22 protein-coding genes are annotated in these 23,803 nt (G+C 70.1%); 12 read left to right on the top strand and 10 right to left on the bottom strand.

Translation table 11 applies throughout. The annotated features are described in order from the left end of the window. Nucleotides 1-180 precede the first annotated feature (180 nt). The 7 genes from hemW to ACZ5UM_RS07160 all read right to left on the bottom strand — a co-directional run bounded on the left by hemW (nt 181) and on the right by ACZ5UM_RS07160 (nt 7,233). The gene (gene hemW / locus ACZ5UM_RS07190) at nt 181-1,431 is read right to left on the bottom strand and encodes a radical SAM family heme chaperone HemW (protein WP_464847831.1); all 1,251 of its coding nucleotides are present in this window, start codon (nt 1,429-1,431) and stop codon (nt 181-183) included. Between the two features lie 56 nt (nt 1,432-1,487). Further along, nucleotides 1,488-3,299: a translation elongation factor 4 gene (gene lepA / locus ACZ5UM_RS07185; protein ID WP_464847830.1), complete on the bottom strand. Its 1,812-nt coding sequence runs from the start codon at nt 3,297-3,299 to the stop codon at nt 1,488-1,490. Between the two features lie 82 nt (nt 3,300-3,381). Further along, entirely contained in the window at nt 3,382-4,485 is a 1,104-nt protein-coding gene (locus ACZ5UM_RS07180; RefSeq protein ID WP_464847829.1) for a stage II sporulation protein P, read from the bottom strand. A 195-nt stretch (nt 4,486-4,680) separates the two neighbouring features. Next, nucleotides 4,681-5,163: a transcription elongation factor GreA gene (gene greA, locus ACZ5UM_RS07175; RefSeq protein WP_464847827.1), complete on the bottom strand. Its 483-nt coding sequence runs from the start codon at nt 5,161-5,163 to the stop codon at nt 4,681-4,683. 118 nt (nt 5,164-5,281) lie between these two features. Next, complete coding sequence (locus ACZ5UM_RS07170) at nt 5,282-5,530, bottom strand: hypothetical protein (protein ID WP_464847826.1); 249 nt, start codon at nt 5,528-5,530, stop codon at nt 5,282-5,284. 110 nt (nt 5,531-5,640) lie between these two features. Continuing rightward, nucleotides 5,641-6,816 (bottom strand): glycosyl hydrolase family 18 protein, encoded by a 1,176-nt coding sequence (locus ACZ5UM_RS07165; RefSeq protein ID WP_464847825.1) that lies wholly within the window; start codon nt 6,814-6,816, stop codon nt 5,641-5,643. Between the two features lie 87 nt (nt 6,817-6,903). Continuing rightward, nucleotides 6,904-7,233 (bottom strand): phage holin family protein, encoded by a 330-nt coding sequence (locus ACZ5UM_RS07160; protein WP_464847824.1) that lies wholly within the window; start codon nt 7,231-7,233, stop codon nt 6,904-6,906. Nucleotides 7,234-7,369: 136 nt separating this feature from the next. On the opposite strand from ACZ5UM_RS07160, the gene rpsT reads away from it, so the two are divergent. After that, the gene (gene rpsT, locus ACZ5UM_RS07155; RefSeq protein WP_464847822.1) at nt 7,370-7,654 is read left to right on the top strand and encodes a 30S ribosomal protein S20; all 285 of its coding nucleotides are present in this window, start codon (nt 7,370-7,372) and stop codon (nt 7,652-7,654) included. 89 nt (nt 7,655-7,743) lie between these two features. Here the strand turns inward: rpsT and holA are convergent, their stop codons facing one another. After that, on the bottom strand, nt 7,744-8,772 hold the full coding sequence (gene holA / locus ACZ5UM_RS07150) for a DNA polymerase III subunit delta (RefSeq protein WP_464847820.1): 1,029 nt from the start codon (nt 8,770-8,772) through the stop codon (nt 7,744-7,746). Nucleotides 8,773-8,899: 127 nt separating this feature from the next. Between holA and ACZ5UM_RS07145 the strand changes: the two genes are divergently transcribed. Beyond that, complete coding sequence (locus ACZ5UM_RS07145) at nt 8,900-10,564, top strand: hypothetical protein (protein ID WP_464847818.1); 1,665 nt, start codon at nt 8,900-8,902, stop codon at nt 10,562-10,564. A 4-nt stretch (nt 10,565-10,568) separates the two neighbouring features. On the opposite strand, the gene ACZ5UM_RS07140 is transcribed toward ACZ5UM_RS07145, so the two are convergent. Continuing rightward, complete coding sequence (locus ACZ5UM_RS07140) at nt 10,569-13,037, bottom strand: DNA internalization-related competence protein ComEC/Rec2 (protein WP_464847816.1); 2,469 nt, start codon at nt 13,035-13,037, stop codon at nt 10,569-10,571. 225 nt (nt 13,038-13,262) lie between these two features. Between ACZ5UM_RS07140 and ACZ5UM_RS07135 the strand changes: the two genes are divergently transcribed. The 10 genes from ACZ5UM_RS07135 (at nt 13,263) to ACZ5UM_RS07090 (ending at nt 22,814) form a co-directional block, all read left to right on the top strand. Continuing rightward, nucleotides 13,263-13,463: a hypothetical protein gene (locus ACZ5UM_RS07135; RefSeq protein WP_464847815.1), complete on the top strand. Its 201-nt coding sequence runs from the start codon at nt 13,263-13,265 to the stop codon at nt 13,461-13,463. 183 nt (nt 13,464-13,646) lie between these two features. Beyond that, complete coding sequence (locus ACZ5UM_RS07130; RefSeq protein ID WP_464847813.1) at nt 13,647-14,693, top strand: ABC transporter ATP-binding protein; 1,047 nt, start codon at nt 13,647-13,649, stop codon at nt 14,691-14,693. Then, the gene (locus tag ACZ5UM_RS07125; protein WP_464847811.1) at nt 14,690-15,541 is read left to right on the top strand and encodes an ABC transporter permease; all 852 of its coding nucleotides are present in this window, start codon (nt 14,690-14,692) and stop codon (nt 15,539-15,541) included. The genes ACZ5UM_RS07130 and ACZ5UM_RS07125 overlap by 4 nt, the downstream gene beginning before the upstream one ends. Next, nucleotides 15,538-16,311 (top strand): ABC transporter permease, encoded by a 774-nt coding sequence (locus tag ACZ5UM_RS07120; protein WP_464847810.1) that lies wholly within the window; start codon nt 15,538-15,540, stop codon nt 16,309-16,311. Before ACZ5UM_RS07125 ends, ACZ5UM_RS07120 begins: the two co-directional genes overlap by 4 nt. A 24-nt stretch (nt 16,312-16,335) precedes the next feature. Then, the gene (locus ACZ5UM_RS07115; RefSeq protein ID WP_464847809.1) at nt 16,336-17,445 is read left to right on the top strand and encodes a polyamine ABC transporter substrate-binding protein; all 1,110 of its coding nucleotides are present in this window, start codon (nt 16,336-16,338) and stop codon (nt 17,443-17,445) included. A 118-nt stretch (nt 17,446-17,563) separates the two neighbouring features. Then, nucleotides 17,564-18,490, top strand: coding sequence for a DUF7847 domain-containing protein (locus ACZ5UM_RS07110; protein WP_464847807.1), 927 nt, complete (start codon nt 17,564-17,566; stop codon nt 18,488-18,490). Further along, nucleotides 18,487-19,488: a DUF4129 domain-containing protein gene (locus ACZ5UM_RS07105; protein ID WP_464847806.1), complete on the top strand. Its 1,002-nt coding sequence runs from the start codon at nt 18,487-18,489 to the stop codon at nt 19,486-19,488. Before ACZ5UM_RS07110 ends, ACZ5UM_RS07105 begins: the two co-directional genes overlap by 4 nt. Nucleotides 19,489-19,514: 26 nt before the next feature. Next, complete coding sequence (locus tag ACZ5UM_RS07100; RefSeq protein ID WP_464847805.1) at nt 19,515-20,567, top strand: DUF4350 domain-containing protein; 1,053 nt, start codon at nt 19,515-19,517, stop codon at nt 20,565-20,567. Beyond that, nucleotides 20,545-21,501: an AAA family ATPase gene (locus ACZ5UM_RS07095; protein ID WP_464847803.1), complete on the top strand. Its 957-nt coding sequence runs from the start codon at nt 20,545-20,547 to the stop codon at nt 21,499-21,501. Before ACZ5UM_RS07100 ends, ACZ5UM_RS07095 begins: the two co-directional genes overlap by 23 nt. Further along, entirely contained in the window at nt 21,501-22,814 is a 1,314-nt protein-coding gene (locus tag ACZ5UM_RS07090) for a DUF58 domain-containing protein (protein WP_464847802.1), read from the top strand. Before ACZ5UM_RS07095 ends, ACZ5UM_RS07090 begins: the two co-directional genes overlap by 1 nt. On the opposite strand, the gene ACZ5UM_RS07085 is transcribed toward ACZ5UM_RS07090, so the two are convergent. Next, complete coding sequence (locus ACZ5UM_RS07085; RefSeq protein WP_464847801.1) at nt 22,792-23,784, bottom strand: stage II sporulation protein M; 993 nt, start codon at nt 23,782-23,784, stop codon at nt 22,792-22,794. The two genes, ACZ5UM_RS07090 and ACZ5UM_RS07085, sit on opposite strands and share 23 nt — an antisense overlap. Between the last annotated feature and the right edge of the window lie 19 nt (nt 23,785-23,803).

Below are 23,803 nucleotides of genomic sequence, written 5' to 3'. Positions count from 1 at the left end.
GCATCTGGTAAAGCTGCTCGCTGCTCCGTCCGCAGCGGCGACAGATGTTTCCCGCTTGCTGTGTCATCACGGTCTGTCCCTTTAGCCATGAATTGGACAGCAATTTCGGAGGACATCCTGTGAATACCTTGTGCACATCATGTGAACAAGCGACTTTTTTCGCGGGCAGGCACCGCCACCCTACACAAACGCCGCCCACACCACGTTGCCCAGCCGCAGGCCCCGGGGGGTCAGCCGCAGGGACCCGTCCGCCCACTCGACCAGGCCCTCCCGCTGCAACCGCTCCACCTCGGGGCCGTAGACGTCCGCGATGGAGACGCCGAACCGCGCCCGGAAGCGGGCGCCGCTCACCCCCTCCAGGAGCCGCAGCCCCATGAACATCGTCTCGGCCATCTCGTCCCGCGGGTCGATGACCTCCCCCGCCTCCACCGGCAGGCCGCCCCGCTCCAGCGCCGCCCGGTAGGCGCCCGGGTGCTTCAGGTTCCAGAACCGGTACTGCTGCCCCGGCAGGCCCGGCGCGGTCTCCACCTCGCTGCCCCCCTGAACGCGGGACGCGGTGAGCCCGGGGCGGGGGGGCCCCAGGTTGCCCAGGGGCGCCGCCAGCCGCAGAAACGAGTGGGCCCCGCAGCCGATCCCCAGGTAGTGCTCGTTCCGCCAGTAGAGGAGGTTGTGCCGGCACCGGAAGCCCGGCAGGGCGAAGTTGGACACCTCGTAGTGCTCGAACCCCGCGGCCTCCAGCAGCGCCTTGCCCTCCAGGAACATCTGCTCCTCCGCCTCCTCCGGCGGCAGGTGCAGCCGTCCGGCCTGATAGGCGTGGTAGAAAGGCGTGCCCTCCTCCAGGATCAGGCTGTAGGCGCTGATGTGGGTGGGGCCCAGGTCCAGCGCCCAGAGGACGGTCTCGCGGAAGTCAGCCGGGGTCTGGCCGGGCAGGCCGTACATGAGGTCCAGGTTGATGTTGGCGAAGCCCGCCCGCCGGGCCGCGCCCACCGCCTCCTCCACCTGCCGGGCGTCGTGGATGCGCCCGAGCCGCTCCAGCAGGTGGGGCTGCCGGGCCTGCACGCCCAGCGACAGCCGGTTGGCCCCGGCCTCAACCGCGCGGGCAAGCTTCTCCCCCTCCACGTCCACCGTGCCGGGGTTGCCCTCGAGGGTCACCTCAGCGCCGGGGGCCAGGCGGAAGTGCTGCCGGATCCCGCGCAGCACCCGGGCGATCTGCTCCCCCGCCAGCAGCGTCGGCGTTCCGCCGCCCACGTAGACGGTGGAGACCTGCTCCCCGGCCAGTTCGGGGCGGGCCGCCCACAGCGCCATCTCCCGGAGCAGGGCGTCGACGTAGCGCGCCTGCTCCGCCCGGTCGGACCCCGCATGGCTGTTGAAGTCGCAGTACCCGCACTTGTGCTGGCAGTAGGGGATGTGCACGTAGAGCCCGATCGGCAAGCCAACGCCCCCCCTCCAAGAACAGCGCCGGGCCCCGCGGAGCCCGGCCGGTCGCATCAGTCTTCGTCAGCGTCTGTGGAGAGCACCGCCATGAAGGCCTCCTGCGGAATCTCGACGGAGCCGACCGCCTTCATCCGGCGCTTGCCCTCCTTCTGCTTCTCCAGCAGCTTCCGCTTCCGGGTGACGTCGCCGCCGTAGCACTTGGCCAGCACGTCCTTCCGCAGCGGAGCGATGTTTTCGCGCGCCAGGATCTTGTTCCCGACGGCCGCCTGGATGGGCACCTCGAACAGATGGCGGGGGATGAGCTTGCGCAGCTTCTGGACCAGGGCGCGGCCCAGCTTCTGCGCCTTCTCCCGGTGCACGATGCACGAGAGCGCATCCACCGGCTGGCCGTGCACCAGGATGTCCATCTTCACCATGTCCGACGGCTCGTAGCCGGTCACTTCATAGTCGAAGCTGGCGTAACCCCGGGAGCGGGTCTTCAGCTGGTCGAAGAAGTCATACATGATCTCGGCCAGCGGCAGCTTGTAGTGCAGGTTGACCCGCTTCTCGTTCAGGTACTCCATGTTGAGGAAGGTGCCGCGCCGGTCCTGGCAAAGCTCCATGAGCGGCCCGACATACTCGGTGGGCGTGATGATGGACGCCCGGACCACCGGCTCCTCCACCGATTCGATCTTGCTCGCCTCAGGCCAGTTCGCCGGGTTCTCGATCATGATCTGCTCGCCGCTGGTCAGGTTGACCCGGTAAACCACGTTGGGCGCGGTGGTGATCAGGTTCAGGTCGAACTCCCGCTCCAGCCGCTCCTGGATGACGTCCATGTGCAGGAGCCCCAGGAAGCCGCAGCGGAACCCGAAGCCCAGCGCCTCCGACGTCTCGGGCTCGAACGAGAGCGAGGCGTCGTTGAGCTGCAGCTTCTCCAGCGCGTCCCGCAGCCGGCCGTAATCGTTGGTCTCCACCGGATAGAGGCCCGTGAAGACCATCGGCGTCGCCTTGCGGTAGCCGGGCAGCGGCTCCCGGGCGGGGTTCTCCGCCAGGGTGATGGTGTCGCCGACCCGGACGTTCTTCACCTCACGGATGGTCGCCGCGAGGGCGCCGACCTCGCCGGCCGACAGCTCCTCCACCGGGGTCAGGCCCGGCCGGAAGACGTACAGGTCGTCGACGATGAACTCCTTGCCCGTGGCCATGAAGCGGATCCGGTCGCCCCGGCGCACGGTGCCCTCGAAGACGCGGAAGTAGGTGATGACGCCCTTGTAGGAGTCGTAGAAGGAGTCGTAGATGAGCGCGCGCAAGGGAGCCCGCCGGTCACCCTCGGGCGGCGGGACGAAGTTGACCACGGCCTCCAGGATCTCCTTCATGCCGACCCCGTTCTTGGCGGAGGCCATGATGGCGATGGAGGTGTCGAGGCCGATGACCTCCTCGATCTCCTTCTTGACCTTTTCCGGGTCTGCGGCCGGGAGGTCGATCTTGTTGATGACCGGGATGATCTCCAGATCGTGTTCCAGGGCCATGTAGACGTTCGCGAGGGTCTGCGCCTCAATCCCCTGGGAGGCATCCACCACCAGCAGGGCGCCCTCACAGGCGGCGAGGGCCCGCGAGACCTCGTACGTGAAGTCGACGTGGCCGGGCGTGTCAATCAGGTTGAGCACGTACGCCTCACCGTCGTCGGCCACGTAGTCCATGCGGACGGACTGCGCCTTGATCGTGATGCCCCGCTCCCGCTCCAGGTCCATGTTGTCCAGGACCTGGTCGGTCATCTCCCGCTTCGTCAGCAGCCCGGTAAACTCGATCAGCCGGTCGGCCAGGGTGGACTTGCCGTGGTCGATATGCGCGATGATGCAAAAGTTGCGGATCTGCTTCTGGTCGACCATGTTACTTTCCTTTCTGCTCCCCCAGAATAGGCTTCAGAGTATTATATCACCACCACCGGAGCAGGCACAACCGACCCGGCCCTCACCGCCCGGGGTACTCGCCGGCCCGGAGCAGCTCGACCAGGGCGTCGGCCAGGTAGTAGACGGCCCGTTCGGCCTCCTCAAAGGTGTTGAGGGCGTTCCCGATCTCCAGCAGGATGGCCCCGGGCAGGAGGTCCTGGTTGTACCGGGCCTGGGGCGTGAGCGTGGGCAGCGTGATGCCGGGGTTGGCCTCCTCCATCTTCTCCATCAGCCTGTTGCAGAAGGCCAGGTTCTCCTGCCAGTGGGGCAGGTCCTCCCGGGCGCCGATGACGCAGCGCACCCGGGCCACCGGCAGGCCGTCGATGTAGACGGTGGAGTCCAGGTCCATGTTGCCGTCGCGGTGCAGGTCCATGAGCACCTTGACCGTCGGCGCCTCGCGCAGGATCTGGCGGGCCGTGGCCCGCGACGACTGGTAGGCGTAGTCGTAGCCCAGTTCCTGGTGCTTGAACGGAGCGTGCACCGTGGTAACGCCCAGGTCCCGGAGCCGGCGGGCCAGGATCGCCCCGATGTCGACGATGGTGCGCTTGCTGTGGTCGTAGGAGGCGATGCGCATCAGGTCCTGGTCGGTGCTGACCATGAGATCGGGGAACTCCGAGATGTAGGCCTCGTAATCGTGGGTGTGGTAGATCCCCACCAGCGGCAGGCCCTCGTTCAGCACGGTGACGGCCGGCTCCTGCCGGGGGGCGGGCCCGGCCGCCACCGCCTGCTCAGCCGCCGGGACCGGCTCCGGGCCCGGGCTCTCGCCGGCGGGCAGCGACGGATCGACGGTCATCGGGGATGCGGGCAGCGCCCCGGGCCGCAGAAAGGGCAGGGCGGCCTGGAAGAGGGTCTGGGGCCGCGGGGGCGCCTGGCCTGTCCACAGGAACCGCAGGTCGCGGTCCTCCCGGTCTCCCAGGGGGCCGGCCGTCGCCAGCGCCGGCACCGCCGCGCGCAGCATCTGCCGGGCGGTGGGCAATCCCGGCCGGAACAGGGCCATCCAGAAAGGATCCTCTGCAGGCTCGAGTTCGTGCATCCGTCCGCCGGCCTCGCGTCCGGTCATGGCCGGCAGCGAGCCGGCGTCAGGCGCCTGGCGGTTGACCAGCAGGCCGATGGTGGTGGCGATCACCAGCAGGTAGGCGACCAGCAGCGGCCTCGCCGTCCAGAGGTTGCGCTCGATGGAAACTCACCTCGCCTGCGCTCGTCGGGTCGGCCCCAAGAGCCGTATTCCAGTCTACGGACGAGCCGCAGGCATTATGACAAGCGCGCGGCACGCCGCAGCCCCGACCTGTGCCGGTCGGGGCTGCGGCCGCCATGCCTATGCTCACTTTACGTCGACGATCTCGTACTCGATCCGCCCGGCCGGCGCCTCCACCACCACGACCTCGCCCTTGGTCCGGCCCATGATGGCCTTGCCCACAGGCGATTCGTTGGAGATCTTGTTCTTGGCCGGGTCGGCCTCCACCGTGCCGACGATGGTGTACTCCAGCAGGTCGCCGTATTCCAGGTCCTTCAGCACCACCGTGGAGCCAAGCCGGATCTTGCCTGCTTCGGCCTCGTCCTCCGCGTGGTCCATCACCACGGCGTTGCGCAGCGTGTTCTCCAGCATCGCGATGCGCCCTTCCACGAAGGCCTGCTCGTTGCGGGCGTCATCGTACTCCGAGTTCTCGGAGAGGTCGCCGTACGACCGGGCTTCCTTCAGGCGCTCCGCCACTTCCTTGCGCTTCACGTTCCGGAGGTAGTCCAGCTCCTCCTGAAGCTGCTGAAGGCCTTCCGGCGACAACACGACCGGCTTGTTCTCTTCCATAACGTCATTCTCCCTCGCACCCACACGAATTGAAAAAAAGAAGAACCACGCGAACACTGCCCGCTGGCTTCGCGGCTATTGTACATCTGTTGGAAACCAGAATCAAGAGATCCCGCCGCTAATCCACCGGCCGGCCGGAGAGCTTGCCCTTCAGCCGGATCTCCAGCATCTCCACCGCCTCGCCGTAGAACGTGACCGGCTCCTGATCCGGCACGTACAGCGTCGCCTGCCAGCCGCCGAAGAACCCCGCGACGACGAAGTGGTACCCCTTCCCTCTCACCGTCACCGACTGCGCATCGGCGCCGGCCGGTTCCGCGGTGCAGTTCATCCGGCGCGCCAGCTCCTCCGCCACCTCGTGCAGCGTCATGGGACCAGGCCCCCTCCCGAAGCCAGAATGGTTTCACTAGATTACCACAATACACCTTCCGGCACCAGCGTGAATACGCGGACCGGAACCCTCACAAGCTAGCGGAAAGGCTACTTCTCCGGGTTGAGGCGGAACGCGCCCAGCCGGTGCCACCACTCGTCCGGCTCCAGGCCGACGCGCCAGACGGCGACGCCTTTCAGGTTGTACTGGTAAGCCAGGCGGAGCTTGGCGTCCAGGCTCCGCTCGTCGGGGTACCAGGCGATGCGCTCCCCTTCGTCGGTCAGGAACACCGCCTTGTTCTCGGCCGCGACCGGGTCCCACACCACCTCGGCGCCAAACTCGGCCGCGCGGCGCTGCATGCGCCCGGGGCCGTAGGCCGCGTTCGTCTCGGTCCCGAGTTCGGGGTCGAGGGACCACTCGTAGCCGTAAAACGGCACCCCCAGCAGGATCTTCTGCGACGGCATCACGCCCGTCGCATAGCGGACCACCTGCTCCACCCACCCCAGCGAGGCGACGGGGCCGGGTTCGCCGCCGAGCCAGTGCTCGTCGTAGGCCATGATATAAAAGTAGTCGACGATCTGCCCGATGGCCGCGTAGTCGGTCGCGCCGCCCCAGCCCGCCGTGGTGTCGGACGTCTTGGCCGCGGCCGCGACCGAGAGCGTGAGCCCCAGCGGCTCCAGCCGCTCCTTCAGGCGCCGGAGGAACTGGGTGTACGCCTCCCGGTCCTCGGGCGGGATGTTCTCAAAATCGATCTGGATGCCGGCGACGCCGATCCGCTCGGCCTCGGCCAGGATCGAGGACATGGCGCGCTCCTGCACCACCGGGTCCGTCAGGATCCGGTGGGCCAGTTCGGGGTCAAAGCCCGCATCGGAGAAGTTTCCGAAGAGCAGCACCCGCTTCTGGCGGCTGGTGACGCCCCGGATGAGGGTCTGGTCCTTGCCGACGGCGTTGCCCTCCCAGTCAAAGCCGTACCCGAACACGACCACCTGGTCCATGTGGGGCGCGTTCAGGCGCACCGATTCCAGGGAGTCGCTGTCGTAGTCCACGTAATAGCCGGCGATCCAGAACCCGTCGTTCGGCGCCGCGGTGTCCAGCGGCCGGTCCGTGTAGGCCCGGAGCCACAGCGGATCGAAAGGCGGATGGGGGGCGGTGTGCTGCCCCAGCAGAAACCCCCCTACTCCGGCGGCTGCCGCCGCGAGCACCGCGGCAAGCACCGCCCGTCCGGCTCGCCGCCGGGGCCGCTGCGGGGGAACGGCTATGGGCTGGTTGGCGTCGGGAAAGGACATGCTGCATCACCTCAGCGATCGCCGGGGCGCTTTGCACCGTTCGGCCGTTCGCTGATTAGGACGGTGTGCAGCGGAAAAAGGTTCGCGTCAGCGCAGTTCGGTGGGGACCACGGCGTCGGCGATCCCGATGAGGAAAGCCGCGATGAGGGCGCCCCACCAGGTCACGGTCAGCCACCCGGGGAAGAGCCATCCGGTCAGGTAGATGATCACCGCAGCGGCGATGAACCCTGCGACGCCCCGCCCGGCCGGGGAGGCGCCCCGTCCCAGCATGGCCTGGGCGACCCAGCCGAGGCCGGCGATCACCAGCGAGGCAAAGAGCGCGGCCCAGAACCCGTTCACGGAAAACCCCGGCGTCAGCCATGCGACCACCATCAGCACGACGGCCGACACCACAAAGCGCACGATCGCGCTCAGCATGGCACCTTTCACCTCCGTATCCTGCAGGGTAGTGTGACCGCGCGACAAATCGATTATTCGCCGCGAATTCCCTTGCATGGCAGTCAGGGGTATGCTAGAATTCCGATGTTAAATGCCGCTGCTTGGAGGTGAGGAATTGGCTAACACGAAGTCCGCGAAGAAGCGTGCCCTGGTCGCCGCGAAGCGCGCCGCACGCAACAAGATGGTCAAGTCCAGCCTCCGGACGGCAATTCGCAAGTACCGGGAGGCTCTTGGCACTGAGAACGCCCAGGTGCTGCTGAACCGGGCCTTCTCGGCACTCGACCGGGCTGCGTCGAAGGGCGTGATCCACAAGAACACGGCCGCCCGCAAGAAGGCGCGTCTGGCCAAGATGCTGGCCAGGGCCACGGCCGCCGCGGAGGCCGCCGCGGCCAACCAGTAGCCGGGCCGTTCGCGCAGACAGGCCGTCCTTCATAACGTACAGCGAAGCCCCAACCGCCCTCGCGGTTGGGGCTCTTGCCTGCACGGGAGCTAGTCGCCCATCAGCTCCACGACCACCGTCTCCAGGGTGAGCCGCGGGTCGAACCCGGACTTCACCGCCAGGTCAGCCTCCAGCAGCCGGCGGAGGGCGGCGGTGATCTGCGCCCGGTCCACGGCGGCCGCGTGCTCGGCCAGCTTGCCGAAGGCGTAGGGATGCATGCGCGCAAGCTGCGCCGCTTCCCGGCGGGGCAGCCGCCGCGCCGCCAGCGCCTTGACCAGGAGCAGCTGCCGGAACCGGTTGATGAGCGCGCTCAGCAACTGGAGGGGATGGTCCACCTGCTCCAGCAGCCGCTCCAGCAGGAGGACCGCGCGCGCCCGGTCCCGCCTCAGCACGGCGTCCGTGAGCCGGTAGATTTCGGTCTCCGCCAGGTTGGCCACCATCGTCTCCACGTCGGCGGGGCGGATCTCCCCGGCACGGCCCACGTAGAGCACCAGCTTCTCCAGCTCGCGGGCGAGCAGCCCCAGGTCGGGGCCGACCCGCTCCACCAGCAGGTGCGCGGCCTGCACACCGAGACGCTTGCCCGCCGACTGGGCCCGCTGCTGCACCCACATCGCCGCATCCTCCGGCTTCAGGGGCTGGCACTCCACCGCACCGCCCGCGGCGATGAGCGCCTTGGCCGTCTTCCGCCGGGCGTCCACCGCGGCCGCGAGAAAGAGGAGCACGGTCGACGGCACAGGCGCCTTCAGATAGCTGAGCAGCGCCGCGTCGCCCTTGTCCTCCCGGGGCTCCTCGTCACCGCCGGTTCTGCGCCGCGGCACGATGGCGGGGCAGTCCTTCACGACCACCAGCCGCCGGTCGGCGAAGAACGGCTGGGTCTGGGCCAGGCTCAGCGCCTGATCGACCTGGTCCGGCCCGGGCTCCAGCACGTGGAAGTTGAAGTCGGCCGTCTCGGGCCGCACGACCGCGGCGCGCAGGGCGCGGTAGACCTCCTCCACGAGGAAGGGCTCCTCCCCGTAGACGAGGTAGACCGGCCGGATCTGGCCGTTCCGGATCTCCGCCAGCGCTTCGTGGTAGTGCAATCGCGTGCCACTCCCTCACGATCTTCTGCCTTCAACGATTCGGGGACGAGGCCCGGCCTCCCTGCAGGAGCGCCAGCGCCGGAAAACGAATCTATGAGCCATCTCATCTCCGACGGGAGGCGATGACGTGCGCCGCGGCCCAGCCGTCTTGCTGCTCATCTGTCTGCTCTTCGGGGCGGCGTACGGCGCGTGGCGCGCCGCTTCGTTCGGCTATGCGCAGCTCACGGCCTTCGAACCGGCCGCGGCCCGAGCCGAGCGGCCGGTCTCGGGCTCGGCCCCCCTCGCCGACCGGGTCGTGCTGCTCATCCTGGACGGGCTGACGGCCGACCGGGTCCACCGGCTGCCCTCGCTGGACTGGCTGAGACGGCGGGGCGCAGACTACCGGCTGGACGCCGACGGCGCCGCGGGGGCAGCGAACCTGACGGCCATCCTGCTCAGCGGCGCCCCCCCTGCCCGCGCCGGGCTCCTGGCCGGGCCGGAGGCGGGCGCAGAGCGGGTGGACAGCCTGGTTGAGGCCGCCGTCCGCAGCCAGGTCCCCGCCGGCGGGGCCGGCGGCCCCGCCCTGGCGGCCGTCGCAGAGGGCGTGCTGTCGCCGTGGCACGCCGGCGACCGCCTGGCAGACCTCGAGGCGGCCGTGCACGGGATGCTGGAGCCCGGGGGCCCGCGGCTGATCATCGTGCAGGCCGCGGACCTGGCGGCGGAGGACGCCGACGAGGCTGCCCTGGCGGAGCTGGACCTTCGCCTGGTCGCCCTGTTTGACCTCATCGACTGGCGGACCACCGCGGTGGTGGTCGCGGGCACGGGTGAGGACCGCGGCGCCGGACACGGCGGGCCGCCGCTGATCCTGGCGGGCAGCGGGGTGCTCGCCGGCGGCGGAGGCGATGCGACCATCTACGACGTCGCGCCTACCGTCGCAGCCCTGGCCGGCCTGCCGGCACCGGTCTCCCCGCGGGGAAAGCCGATTCTCAGCGCGCTCGACATCGAGGGGCGGCCGCTGGACGCCCTGACCCAGGTCCACCTCACCTCACGCCGGGCCTGGGCCGCCGCCGCCCTGCAGGGCTACGGCGCGGCGGACCCGCTGCCGCCCGCGCCCGCCACGGCCGTGGAAGGGGCCGGTTACCTGGAGCGGATCGAGCAGCAGGTCAGCGCCGCACGGCAGAACTGGCTGAAGGAAGGCGCGCGGCAGCGGCTGCCTTACGTGGCGCCGGGGCTGCTGCTCGTGCTGCTCTACCTGCTGGCCGTCTACCGCAGCCGCGCGGGCGGGGCCGCCTTCCGGGCGCACCTGACCTACCTGGCGGTATTCCACGCGCTGTTCTTCGCCCTGGGAGGAACGTATGGCCCCGCTGCAGCAGGTGCGGAAGGCCCCTGGACCCTCGCGGCCTTGCGGTATGCGCCCGCGGCCGCCGCGGCCGCCCTCCTGGCGGCGCTGACTGCGGGCTTCGCGGTCTCCCGCAGGGAGTACCGGAAGGCCCGCTACGTGGCCGCCGCCGGTCTGCACGCGGCCCTGAGCGGCGCCGCCCTGCTGGCGCTGCCGGTGGGAGCCGCCGTACTCCTGGTCGGGTGGGAGTTTCCCGTGGCCCTGCCGCCGGCGGGCCTGTGGGTGTGGTTCTTCGTGACCGCGCTGCAGGTGATGGTGATCGGCGCGCTGGCGCCCGCCTGGGCGATCGTCACCGTGCAGGCCGCCCGTTTCGCCCGGCACCGTTGGCCCCCGCCCGAGGTGGGCGACCCCGAGGTCAACGCGGACCGGGTGGTCCGGCTGAAGGCCCTGCGCCGGGCCAGAAAGCGCAGCTGATGGGTTACCATGCGCCGACCAGGCGGCCGCTCCAGGGCAGGAGCGGCCGCGTTTTCGCGCCCTCCGGCCGCCCGCGGCTGCCGTCCAGCCAGAGCCGGAACCCGTCGGTCCTGACCGTCACCGTCCCGTGCCGGTCGGTGCGCCACACCTCTGCCCCGGCCCGCTGCAGCCGGCCGATCACCTCGCCGTGCGGGTGGCCGAAGGGGTTGCCGCTGCCTGCGGAGATGATGGCGTACCTCGGCCCCACCGCCTGGAGGAACCGCTCGGTGGTCGAGTGCCGGGATCCGTGGTGCGCGACCTTCAGCACATCGGCCGAGAGCGGGCGGCCACGGTCCACCAGCCGATCCTCCGCGACCGCCTCCAGGTCGCAGGCCAGCAGAAAGGCCACCTGCCGGTACACCACCCGCAGCGCCACGCAGTTGGCGTTGTCATCGGAGCGGCTGCCCGCGATGGGCGATGCCGGCGGCCCAAGCACCTGGATGGCGACCGCCTCCCCCAGGCGCAGGATCTCCCCCTCCCGGGGCACCCGCACGGGAACGCCCCGCTCAGCCGCAGCCGCCAGCGCCGCGGCGTGGTGGGCCTCCGGCGCGGCGGTCGTGCTCACCAGGACCTGCCCCACCGGCAGCGACCGCAGCACGGCCCCGGCGCCCCCGACGTGGTCCACATCAGGATGCGTGAGCACCAGCACGTCCAGGCGGCCGACCCCGGTCCGCTTCAGATAGGGCACAACGACCTGCTCCCCGGCGTCGAACCACCCACTCCCCGAGGAGAGCGGGTAGGCCGGCCCGGCGTCAATCAGCGCAGCGCTTCCGCCCGGCGCCCGCACCAGGATGGCGTCTCCCTGACCGACGTCGAGAACCGTCAGTTCCAGGGCATCGGGCGGCCCGGCCAGGGCCGGCCGCCACACGAGCAAGGCCCCCACCGCCAGGAGCGTCAGCAGCCCGGCCGCGGCGGCCGCGGTCTGCCAGGTCCGCACCCGGTGCCCCAGCCAGGCACAGAACGTGGCCGGCATGCGGCGTGCCGCCGGTGAAGCGGCCAGGAGCAGCCCGGCGTACCACGCCACGACCCACCCCGCCGGCAGGCGGCCGGCGGCGATGTGGGCGTACGGCAGCGACGCCAGGGCCTTCACGGTGTACACCAGCCCCGCCAGCGCCCACCGGCCCAGGTGGCCCAGCACCCACACCGCCGGCGGGGCGAAGAGCCCTGCCACCACCGCCCCCAGCCCCATCGGCACGAGCCAGCCGACGAACATGACGACCATCAGGTTGGCGACGGGAGCGATGGGCGAGAAGACGCCGAATGCATGCAGGCTCAGGGGCTCCACCATCGCCTGAGCGCCCAGGGTCGCCGCCAGGCCGCCGGCGATCCCGGCCGCAGCCCGCCCGGGCAGGAGAAGTGCCAGCCGCGGCGCCAGCCAGGTCTGGATGGGCCCGGCGAGGAGCAGGATGCCCAGGGTCGCGCCGACCGAAAGCTGAAAGCCCAGATCGAACAGCAGGCCGGGCGCGGCGGCCAGCAGCAGGGCGGCGGCCGCACCCAGGGTATTCAGGGCATCCCGCTCGCGGCCCAGAATCTCCCCGGCCAGCACCAGTATGGCCATGAGACCGGCCCGCAGGACCGAGGGGCTGGCGCCGGTGAGGAAGACGAAGAAGGCAACCGCCGGAAGGGTCGCGGCCGCGGCGGCCGCGCGCCCCAGCCCTGCCCGGTGAAGGCACCAACGCAGCGGGAGCACGATCATCGCCACGTTGCCGCCGCTCACCGCCAGCAGGTGGAAGACGCCCGTCGCCCGGAAGGCCGCCGCGATGTCCTCGGGCAGGCGGGTTCGGCTTCCGAACAGCAGGCCGGCCATCAGTGCCGCTTCCCGCTCCGGCAGGGCCCGGTAGAGCACCCCCTCCAGCCTCAGCCGCGTCGCCACCGCGGCCCGCCGCACCGGGTCGAGCCGGCCGGGGCCCAACCGCTGCACCGAACCGGACTCCATCACGAGGTAGACCGACTGCCTCGCCAGGTATGCGGCCTCGTCAAATGCCCCGGGATGGCGGGGGCCCCGGGGCGGAACCAGGACGCCCGACGCCGCCACCCGCTCCCCGTAGGCCGGCGCGTCGCCTCCCCGCTGCGTCACCCGCACCCGGCCCCGGGCCGGATGGCCTTCCACGGCCTCGGCCGCGACGACGTAGGCGACGCGGTCCCCGCTTGTCAGCGAGGGTTCACTCACCACCGTACCGGTGAGGGTGACGGGCTGATCGGCCCAGGCGCCGAGGCTGCCGCGGCTGAAGGTCTGCACGTAGGCGTAGCGCGCCGCCCCGAAGAGCACCAGTGCGGCAAGCAGCCACGTGCCGCCCCGCCGTCCGCTCAGGAGCGGGGCCGCCAGCGGCAGCAGCAGCGCCGCGCAGACGGCAGGGTGGGGCCGGATCCACTCGGCAGCCAGGATGCCCACGGCGAAGGCCCCGGCGATCACCAGTGCGGGACGCGCGTGCAAGGCCAGCCCTCCGACAGACATTTTCTGGAAACTTCGGCGTGCGGCCGCCGTTTCCTGCCGGAGGAAGATCTGCATCCTTTGGCGCTGGTAGGGACGGTTGGTTCGATATAGGGCATTGTGGCTATAGGCACGCCCGGGTGGGCCGTATTAGAATAAAGATGGCAAGGATCGTTCGAGATTTCACGAACACAGGCGAGGCGCCGTCGGCGAGAGGAGGCGATCGACTTGATCTTCCCAGTAACGCCCGAAACCCACGCGCTGCTCTGCCTCCTCATCATCGCCGTGGCCTTCATCGCGGCGATGGTCATCTCGGAACTGCCGGCTCCTACCCACACCGTGTCCCGGCGGCGGCAGGCCCGCCGGACCCATCACCGCCGGAAAACGCATCTGCGGGTGATCCACACCCAGAGAGCGGCAAGAATATAGGAAAAATCGCCCGAGACCGCCGGCCAGCGCTGGCGGTCGTTTATTTTTTGTGGTTTACACGCCTGACATGAAGGAACCGCCCCCCCTGGGGACGAATGATGAAGGCTGGCGTGTGGTCCTGTCGAATCGGCAGGCACACACGCCCCAACTCTTGGAGAAAGGCGTGAGGTCGCTACGGAAAACATGGTCGAGTTTCGGGGCGTGTCGAAAACGTTCGATTCGACCGAAGCCCTCAACGATCTTACCCTCGAAATTCGTCCGGGCGAGTTCCTGACGCTGCTCGGGCCCAGCGGCTGCGGGAAGACCACGACCCTCAGGCTGCTGGCCGGATTTGAGGAGCCCACCTCCGGAGAGATCTGGCTGGCGGGCAAGCCCGTTCAGGGACTCCCAGCGTACAAGCGGCCCGTCAATACGGTCTTCCAGCACTACGCGCTGTTCCCGCACATGACCGTATTTGACAACGTCGCGTTCGGCCTGCGCATGAAAAAGGTTCCCCCGGCGGAGATCCGGCGCCGGGTCGCCGAGGCCCTGGAGTTGGTTCGGCTGGGCGACCTGGGGAACCGACGCCCCCATGAGCTCTCGGGGGGACAGCAGCAGCGGGTCGCGCTCGCGCGCGCCCTGGTCATGGAGCCCAAGGTGCTGCTGCTGGACGAACCGCTGGGGGCGCTCGACCTCCAGCTCCGGCGCGCGATGCAGGTCGAACTCCGGCAGCTCCAGCGCAAGCTGGGGGCGACCTTCCTATATGTGACGCATGATCAGGAGGAAGCGCTCGCGATGTCGGACCGCATCGCGGTGATGCGCAATGGCCGGGTGGAGCAGGTGGGAACGCCCGAGGAGGTCTACCTGCGCCCGGCCACGCGCTTCGTAGCGCAGTTCCTGGGCGAGGCCAACCTGCTGGAGGGCGAGGGCATGGCCACGGGGCACCTGCGCTGGGGCGACTACCAGCTGCAGGTCAGCCGCCACCTGCAGCCCGGCAGGACGACGGTGGCCCTGCGCCCCGAGCAGGTGCAGGTTCGCTGGTCCGGCTCGACGGCGCCGCTGCGGCCCGCGGAGAACCGGGTGCACGGCATCGTGGCCGAACGGCTTTTCGTGGGCACCGGCACCCGCCTGATGGTGGAGGTGGCGGGCCGCCGCCTGGCCGCGCTCCTGCCCGCCGGACCCGGACCCGACATCGGCGACCAGGTCGAGCTCCGCTTCGCGGCGGAGCACTGCGTGGTGGTGGCGCCATGAGCCGGCGGACCGGCTGGGCCATGCTGGCCCCCACGGTGATCTGGCTGCTGGCCCTGGTGGCCGCGCCGCTGCTGCTCATGCTGGCCTACAGCTTTGCGGTGCGCATCGCTCCGGACTCGCCCTGGCCGGAGGGCTTCACGTTCGCGCACTACAGCCGCCTGCTCGACCCGCTCTACCTGCGCATCTTCGTGCGCTCGGTGGTGCAGGCCGGGCTGGCTACGTTCTTCTCGCTGCTCCTGGGCTACCCACTGGCCTACTACATCGCCCGGAGCCCGCTGAAGCGGCGCGGCCGGCTGCTCCTCTTGGTGGTCATCCCGTTCTGGACCAACTTCCTGGTGCGCACCTACGCGCTGATGGTGCTCATGCGGGCGCAGGGCGTCATCAACTCCGCTCTCATGGCCATCGGCGTGATTGACGACCCCCTCCCCCTCCTCTATAATGAGGCGGCGGTGCAGGTCGGACTCGTCTACACCCTGATGCCGCTGCTGGTCCTGCCGCTTTACGCCAACCTGGAGAAGCTGGACGACCGCCTCCTGGCCGCCGCGCAGGACCTGGGGGCGAGCCCCGTCGCTGCGTTCTGGAACGTGACGTGGCCGCTTTCCCGCCCGGGCGTCCTGATCGGGTCGATGATGGTCTTCATCTCCGCCTTCGGCATGTTCCTGGTGCCCGATCTCATGGGCGGCGCCCGCTCGATGATGGTCGGCAACCTCATCCAGAATCAGTTCCTGCAGGCGCGCAACTGGCCCTTCGGCGCCGCCATCGCGCTGACCCTCACCGCCCTGGTGCTGGTGGTCGCGCTGGTGGTGCAGCGGGCCGGGCGCATCGACGGCGGGGAGGTGAAGCGGTGAAGCGGGGCGGCGGCTGGCTGCGGCTGCATGCCGCACTGGTTTACGGGTTCCTCTACCTGCCCATCTTCCTGCTGGTCATCCTTTCCTTTAACAGTTCACGCACCAGCGCGGTCTGGAAGGGCTTCACCCTGGACTGGTACGTGCGGCTGTTCCACAACCGGCTGCTGTGGGAAGCGGTGCAGAACAGCCTGATCATCGCCGGCGCCACCGCGATCATCGCGACCGCCCTGGGCACGGCGGCGGCGCTGGCCCTGCACCGGCGCCGCGTCCCCGGCCGGCTCTGGATCGAGGGGCTGCTCTACGTGCCCCTGGTGCTGCCCGACATCGTGCTGGGCGTGGGCGCGCTGGTGCTGTTCACGGCCCTGGGGATCTCGCTGGGCCTGGGCACCATCCTGGCTGCGCACATCGGCACCTCGATCTCGTACGTGGTGCTGGTGCTGCGGGCGCGGCTCAGCGACATGGACGAGAAGCTGGAGGAGGCGGCGCGCGACCTGGGCGCCACCCCGTGGCAGACCCTGCGCCACGTGACGCTCCCCCTCCTGATGCCGGCCATCGTCGCCGCCGTGCTGCTCTCCTTCACCCTCTCGCTGGACGACTTCATCCTCTCGTTCTTCACCGCGGGTCCGGGGTCGACCACCCTGCCCCTGCGCATCTACGGGATGATGAAGACCGGCCTGACCCCTGAGGTGAATGCCCTGTCCGCCATCATGGTCCTGGTCACGGGCGTTGCCACCGCCCTGTACCTGCGGCTTACCGAAAACCGAATCTAGTTGCGATGTAGGAGGAAGAGCGGGATGAGAAAGCGTGTGGGGTTCGTGATGGCCGCGGTGCTGATGGCGGCCGTTGCCCTTTCGGGATGCTCGGTCGGGGGGAGCACGGGCAGCGCATCCGACCTTCCCCGGCCCGAACGGGATCCGAGTGTGGACATGAGCCGGCTCTCGGCCGAGCTCAACGTGTTCAACTGGACGGAGTACCTGCCGCAGTCGGTCATCCGCGAGTTCGAAGAGCTCTACGGCGTGCGGGTCAACTACGACACCTACTCCAGCAACGAGGAGATGCACGCCAAACTGAAGGCCGGCGCGTCGGGCTACGACCTGGTCTTTCCCGAGATCTACATGGTAAAGGTGCTGCGTCGGGAGGGGCTGCTGGCGGAGATCGACCACGCCAACGTCCCCAACCTGAAGAACATCGATGAGCGCTTCCGGGGGCTCGACCACGACCCGGACCTGAAGTACTCGGTGCCCTACGTGTGGGGCACCACGGGGATCGTCATCAACACGGAAAAGATCAGCCCCGACCAGGTTCAGTCCTGGGCGGATCTGTGGAACCCCGACTTCCAGGGGAAGCTGGTCGTTCCGGACGACGCCCGCGAGATGATCGGCATCGCCCTGCGCACCGAAGGCTACGGGCTCAACACCACCGAACCGGAGGCCCTGGCCCTGGCGAAGGAGAAGCTGAAGGCCCTGAAGCCCAACGTGAAGGCCTTCAACAGCGACAGCCCGAAGGACCTGCTGCTGGGCGGCGAGGTCTGGGGCGGCGTCGTGTGGAGCGGAGAGGCGGCCCTGGTGATGCGGGAGAGCGATGCGTACCAGTACATCCTGCCGCCTGAGGGCGTGACCGTGTGGATCGACAACGTGGCCATTCCGAAGGACGCGCCGCACAAGTACACCGCCGAGGTGTTCATCAACTTCCTGCTGGATCCGCTGGTCAGCGCCCGCGTCTCCGCGGAGTATCCGTATGGCAACCCCAACAAGGCGGCCCTTCCGTACATCGCCGCGGAGGACCTGGCCAACCCGGCCATCAACCCGCCGGCGGAATGGCTGAGGAACGCGGAGTCGCTGGACGACCTGGGCGACGAGATGAACCAGGTGTACGATCAGATCTGGACCGAAGTGAAAGGCTGATGCACGCGGGGAGCGGACGACCGCTCCCTGCTTCGTTCGTGCAGAAATGCGGGCAGGATCTCGTCGTTAGAGATAGAAGCTTGGTAAGATCACGGCCGTTTGCTAAGGAGGTCCTGCTATGTCCATCCATCTGCCGGCTTCTGCCGATACCGTCCTCAAGCCCCGGGACCTGGGCCAGATCCTGGACCAGACCTTCCGGGTTTTTGGGCGCTCATGGCGCTCGCTGCTGCCCATCGGGCTGATCGCCGCCATACCCGGTTTCCTTACCTCGCTCTTCATGCTGTGGGCGACGCCCGGCATGGGCGCCACGATGTTCGGCAACCCCCTGATCAACATCTTCGCCGCCGCCGAGCTTGGCGACTTCTCCGGCCTGATCACACTGGGCTGGCTGATGCTCCTCTACCCGGTGGCGTTTCTGCTGCTCTACCCGCTCTACAAGGGCGCGCTGATCGACGTCGCGGCCCGCGCCGTGCTCCACATGAATCCTGTGTCGCTGGGCGAATCGTTCCGCGTGGGGGCCGCCCGCTTCGGGTCGATGCTGGGGGCATACGTGCTCCTCGCCCTGCTGTGGATCGTCGCCATTCCCGTGCTTGCCCTGGCCGGGCTGGTAGTCCTGGCGTTCATTACCATTCCCGTGGGTCTGATTGCCCTCGCAACGTTCACGGTGTTCACGGGCCACGCCGTGCTCATCGAGCAGAAGGGCGCCGGCGCGGCGCTCGCCCGCTCCTTTGAGCTGGTCAAGTCGCGCTTCTGGCCGCTGCTGGGCACGGGCATTGTCTTCACCCTGCTCGGCACGGTGCTCAGCTACATCGTCGTGGGGCCCTTCAGCTTCGTCGCCGGCATCGTCGCAGCCCCAACCGGTTCCCTGGTGCCCATAGCCCTGACCTCCCTCATGGATGGGCTGGTGGCCACCGTCATCACCCCGTTCATGGCGGTTGGCCTCACCCTGGTCTACTTCGACACGCGGATCCGCAGGGAGGGTTACGACCTGGAGACGATGGCCCAGCAGCAGGCGGAGGCAGGCCCCCCAGGTTTCCAGCCATGAGGCGTGTGCTCATCGTCTTCGCTCTGCTGCTCTGGCTGCCGGCCGCAGCGGCAGCGGCCCCGGTTCCGGCCGACGCGTACCTCGACCGGCTGGAGGAGGCGCTCACCCTCGTCACGGAGGCGGAGCGGGACCGGCGCGCCGGCGACGAGGACGCCGCGCGCCGCAAGGTCGGCACAGCCGCCGGTCGGCTGGCGGACGTGGACCAGGTGCAGGCCGAGGCCGGCCTCACGGGGGCGGACCTCACGGACTTGGCGGACGCCCTGCGCGCGGCGGAAGCGGATCCGGCGGCGCTGCCCGCTGCCCGGCGGGTGCTGGAGGAGCATCTGCACGCCGCGCGGGAACTGGCCGCCGCCGCCCCCGTCGAGGCGCCCGGCGCCCGCGCCGCCCTGAACCGGGCGCTCGCCGCGGCGGCCAGGCAGTCCCTGCTGCAGCAGCTCCGGGAGCGGTTCTACGCCCTCCTTTTCCGCCAGGCGGAGCGGATGGACCCCGGGCCCCTGCCGCCGGCGGCCTGGTGGACCGCCGGCGCGATCGGCGCGCTGGCGCTGGCCTGGGCGGCTTTCGTCCTCTACCGCAATGTGACCGGCCACGGGGCGGGGCAAGACGGAGTGCGGCGAGCCAGTGCCGGCCCGGCGCCTGCGCGCCCGCCGGCGCCGGCGGAGCTGCTCCAGGCGGCGCAGGATGCCGCCGGCCGGAGCGACTACCTCTCGGCCTTGCGGCTGGCCCACCTGGGTCTGCTGCTGCGTCTGGACCAGGTGGGGGCCATCCGCTACCGGCCGTCGCACACCAACCGGGAGCATGAGGCCCGGCTGGCCCGGCAGCGGCCGGAGTGGGTCCCTGCGCTCCGAAGCCTGCACGACCTCGTGGAGGGCTGCCTCTACGGCGGCCGCCCTGCACAGGCCGAGGTGTACAGGCAGGCGGAGTCCCTCGTGCTCATGCTCTGGCGAGAGGGGGATGCACCATCCGGAAGCGGAGCAGCGACGCCTGGCCGATCGTCGTAGGCCTCATCGCCCTGGTCTTCCTGGCTGTGCTGTTGGGCGACGCGCAGGACCGGTCCCGGTCCGTGCGGCCCGGCTCTTCCTGGTCGCAGACCCCGCAGGGGCTCTCCGCCATCTACGCCGTCCTGGACGAGCAGGGGTTCGCGCAGCGCTGGACCCGCCCGCTGGACGGCCTGGACGGCAGGGTACAGCGGCTCGTCATCTGGAACGTGGGCAGCCTGGAGCCCGCGGAGATCCGGGCCCTGGAGGCCTGGGTCGCCGAAGGCGGCACGGCCCTCCTGGGAGGGCCGGTGGCCGGGTTCGACGGCTGGGACCCGCAGAATCAGGAAGACGTGGCCCGCCCGGCGGCGCCGCACCCGGCCACCGCCGGGGTGCAGGCGGTCTCCGTGGGCGGCAGCCGCTTTCGCGGCACCTCTCCCGAGCGGCTGGTCCACCTGAAGGACGGGCAGGGCCGGCCCGTGCTGGTGTCGTGGCGGGTGGGCGAGGGCCGCATCTTCTGGTCAGCGGACACCGAGTGGCTGAGCAACGCGCGCATCGGTGAGGCCCAGAATCTGGAGCTGGCCCTGCAGCTGCTCATGCCGCCGGACGGCGGGCAGGTCGCGTTCGACGAGTACCACCACGGCTTCACCAGCCCCTGGTGGCAGATCCTGCGGGGGCCCCTGCAGGCCTCGGGGCTGCTCCTGGCGGCCGCGGTCGCCCTGCTGTTCTGGTCGTACGGCGCCCGCTTCGGCTCGCCGCTGCCGGCGCCGGACCGGCCGCCCCGGGCCGCCGTGGAATACGTGCAGTCCATGAGCCGGCTCTACCGCCGGGCCGGGGCCCGCGCCGTGGTCCTGCGCGCCCTGCACCGTTCGCTCCGCACGGAGTTCAGCCGGCTGACCGGCGGTGCGGAGGGGCTGAGCCACAGGGAGATCGCCGGACGCGCGGCGGCCCGGTGCGGCGTGCCGGCTGAGGACATCGCCCGCCTTCTGGAGCGCACGGCTGATCCGGACGACAACCCCGCCGACGCCGAGCTCATCGAACTGGCCCGGCAGGCGGAAAACCTGCGGAGGAGAATGGAGCATGCCGGTTACCGAGACGGTTGAGACGCTGCGCCGCATCGAGGCCGAGCTGCGGAAAGTGATCGTCGGGCAGGACTGGGTGGTGGAGCAGATGCTGGTCGCCCTCCTGGCCGATGGCCACGTGCTCATCGAGGGCGTTCCCGGGCTGGCCAAGACGCTGCTGGTACGCAGCCTGGCACAGACCCTGGGGGTGAGTTTCCGCCGCATCCAGTTCACGCCCGACCTCATGCCGGCCGACGTGGTCGGCACCACGGTCTTCAACCCCAGGGACCTGACGTTCGAGGTGAAGCGGGGCCCGGTCTTCACCAACCTGCTGCTGGCGGACGAGATCAACCGCACCCCGCCCAAGACCCAGTCGGCCCTGCTCGAAGCCATGGAGGAACGGCAGGTGACCCTCGACGGGCAGCCCCTCCCCCTTCCGGAGCCCTTCATGGTCATCGCCACCCAGAACCCCATCGAGTACGAGGGCACATACCCGCTGCCCGAGGCGCAGCTCGACCGCTTCCTGATGAAGATCCAGATGAGCTACCCGGATGCCGGGGAGGAGCGGGCGATTCTGGAACGCCACTACCAGGGCTTCCGGGCCCAGGAACTGGCGCGCGCGGGGATCGAGCAGGTGCTGGACGGGCCGGGGCTGCTGGCGCTGCGCACGGCGCACCGCAGCGTCACGGTGGAGGCGAAGGTGCTGGACTACATCAACGGGATCGTGCGGGCCACGCGCGAGTGGTCGACCCTCTCGGTGGGGGCGAGCCCGCGCGGCGCGGTCGCCCTTCTGGTATGCGCCCAGTCCCTGGCGCTGCTGCGCGGGCGCGACTACGTGGTGCCCGACGACATCAAGGAGATGGCGTACCCGGTGCTGCGCCACCGGGTGATCCTGCGCCCCGAGGCCGAAGTCGAGGGGGTGCGGGCCGACCAGGTGCTGGAGCAGATCCTCCAGTCCCAGCCGGTCCCGCGCTGATGAAGGCCGGCCGCGTCATCACCCGGTTCAGCCCCTCGCCTGCGCTGCCGGTGCTGCTCGCGCTCACCGCCGTGCCCGCGCTCGTTCCGGGGCTGCTCTGGCTCAGCCTCGCCCTGGCGGCGCTCCTGGCCGGCGTGGCCCTCGCCGACCTGGCCGCCTCCCGCAGGACCATCGAAGCCGTGCGCCGGGTCGACAGCCACCTCTCGCTGGGGGAGGCCAACCCGGTGGGGCTCTCGTTCCGCTGCCACGGGGCGGCCGTGACCCTGGAGGTGCTGGACGACCTGCCCCTTCACCTGGCGCCGCCGGAGGCCTGGCCCGCGGTGCGTCTGCACGAAGGCGTCTGGGTGGAATCGGGCTACAGGGTCACGCCTGCCCGGCGCGGGCGGTACGCCATCGGTCCGCTGCACGGCCGGTACCGCTCCCCCCTGAGGCTGTGGAACCGCACCATCACCTGGCCGCTGGTCGACGAGGTCCGGGTGTACCCGAACCTGGTCCCGGTTCGCCAGTACGAGGTGGCCCTGCGCCGGGGCCGGCAGATGGAGGGGCTGAAGCGCGCCCGCCTGCGGGGCGCAGGCACGGAGTTCGAGTCGCTGCGGGAGTACCAGGACGGGGATGCGTTCCGCGCGATCAACTGGCCGGCCTCCGCCCGCCGGGGCACCCTGATCACCAACCTCTATCAGGCCGACCGCTCCCAGCCCATCATGCTCCTCATCGACGCCGGCCGGCTGATGATCCCGCACATCGGGGGGCTCTCCCGTCTGGACTACGCGCTGAACGCCGCCATGCTGCTGGCGACGGTGGCCGCGGAGCGCGGGGACCAGGTGGGCATGATGCTCTTCGGCGGCGAGGTCAGGGCCTTCGTCCCGCCCCGGAAGGGCCGCGGGCAGGTGATGGCGATGCTGGAGACGGTCTACGACGTCCAGCCGGAGCAGGTGGAGCCCGACTACGGGCGCATGCTGGCCTGGTTCGCCACCCGGCACCGCAAGCGGTCGCTGGTCGTGCTGTTCACCGACCTGGTGGACCCGGAGATCAACCGGGGGCTTACCGCCCACCTGGCGGCACTGGCGGGCCGCCACCTTGTGCTGGCCGTCACCCTCACCGACCCCGCCCTGCTCGCCCTGAGCCGGTGCATGCCCACCAGCACCCAGGAAACCTATGAAAAGGCCGCCGCGCTGGAGGTGCTGGCACAGCGGGAGGAGACCCGGGCCAGGCTGCAGCACAGCGGCGTTCTGGTGATCGACGTGCCGCCGTCCTCGTTCTCCGCGGCGGTGGTGAACCAGTACCTGCAGATCAAGGAGCAGGGCCGGCTGTGAGGCGGTCCCCGGTTCCGGGGTTTTTCCGCCCGCCCAGCGCCCAGTAGGCGAGGCCGAGCGCGCCGGTCACGGCGGCCACGGCGTACTTGCCCCACTCGGAGAGGCTGCTCATGGGGGTGATGAACCCCTCGATGGCGGCGGCGACCAGGAAGAAGGGCAGCGAACCCAGGATCAGGATTCCCGCCCGCCTGGCCCCGGCCGAGAAGGCGGCCCTGTGGGTCAGCCGGCCGGGCGCGACGATGGGCCAGCCCAGGCAGAAACCGGCGGCGCCGGCCAGGAAGATCGCCATCAGTTCCAGGACCCCGTGGGGCAGGATGAGCGCCCAGAAGGAGAGCGAGAGGCCGGCCCGGAAGTAGTGGGCGGCCAGCGCGCCGATGATCACCCCGTTGTGGAGGAGCACCAGCGCTGTGCCGATCCCGAGGGTCACACCCAGCCCGAAGGCCAGCAGCGCCACCTGCACGTTGTTGATCAGAATGGCCGTGCCGACGACCGAGCGGAGAGGCACCGGGAGTATGTCGCCGTCGGGCGCGGCGGGTTCGTGAAAGCGCATCTCCGCCGGCACCAGGGCCTCCGCCAGGTTGGGGTCGTACAGGATGGCGAAGAAGCCCGCCAGCCCGCCCAGGATCATCAGGGTGGCGGAAAGCAGCAGCGGCCGCCAGGCCCCCCGGACCGTCTCCGGAACGGTGCGGGCGAAGAGCCGCCAGAGCGAGCGCAGCCGCTGCGGCTCCTCGGCGTAGATCAAGTTGTGGGCCCGGGAGACCAGCTGGTTCAGGTACGCGGCGGCGTGGCCGCCGGGAAAGTAGGTCCGGGCGTAGGCCAGGTCGGAGGCCGCCCGGCGGTAGAGCAGGCCCAGCCGCTCCACCTGCTCCAGCGGCAGCCGCCGCGGTCCCTTTCGCTGCGCAGCAGCCAGGATGTCGGCCAGCTCCTTCCACGCCGCCTGCCGCCGGGCCACGAACTGGTCCTGGTTCACGAAAGACAGCCCTCCCCCG

It is taken from the genome of Symbiobacterium ostreiconchae (assembly GCF_055396975.1).
The sequence above is the reverse complement of the archived record's forward strand: the minus strand, read 5'-3'. Positions and strand labels throughout refer to the sequence as shown.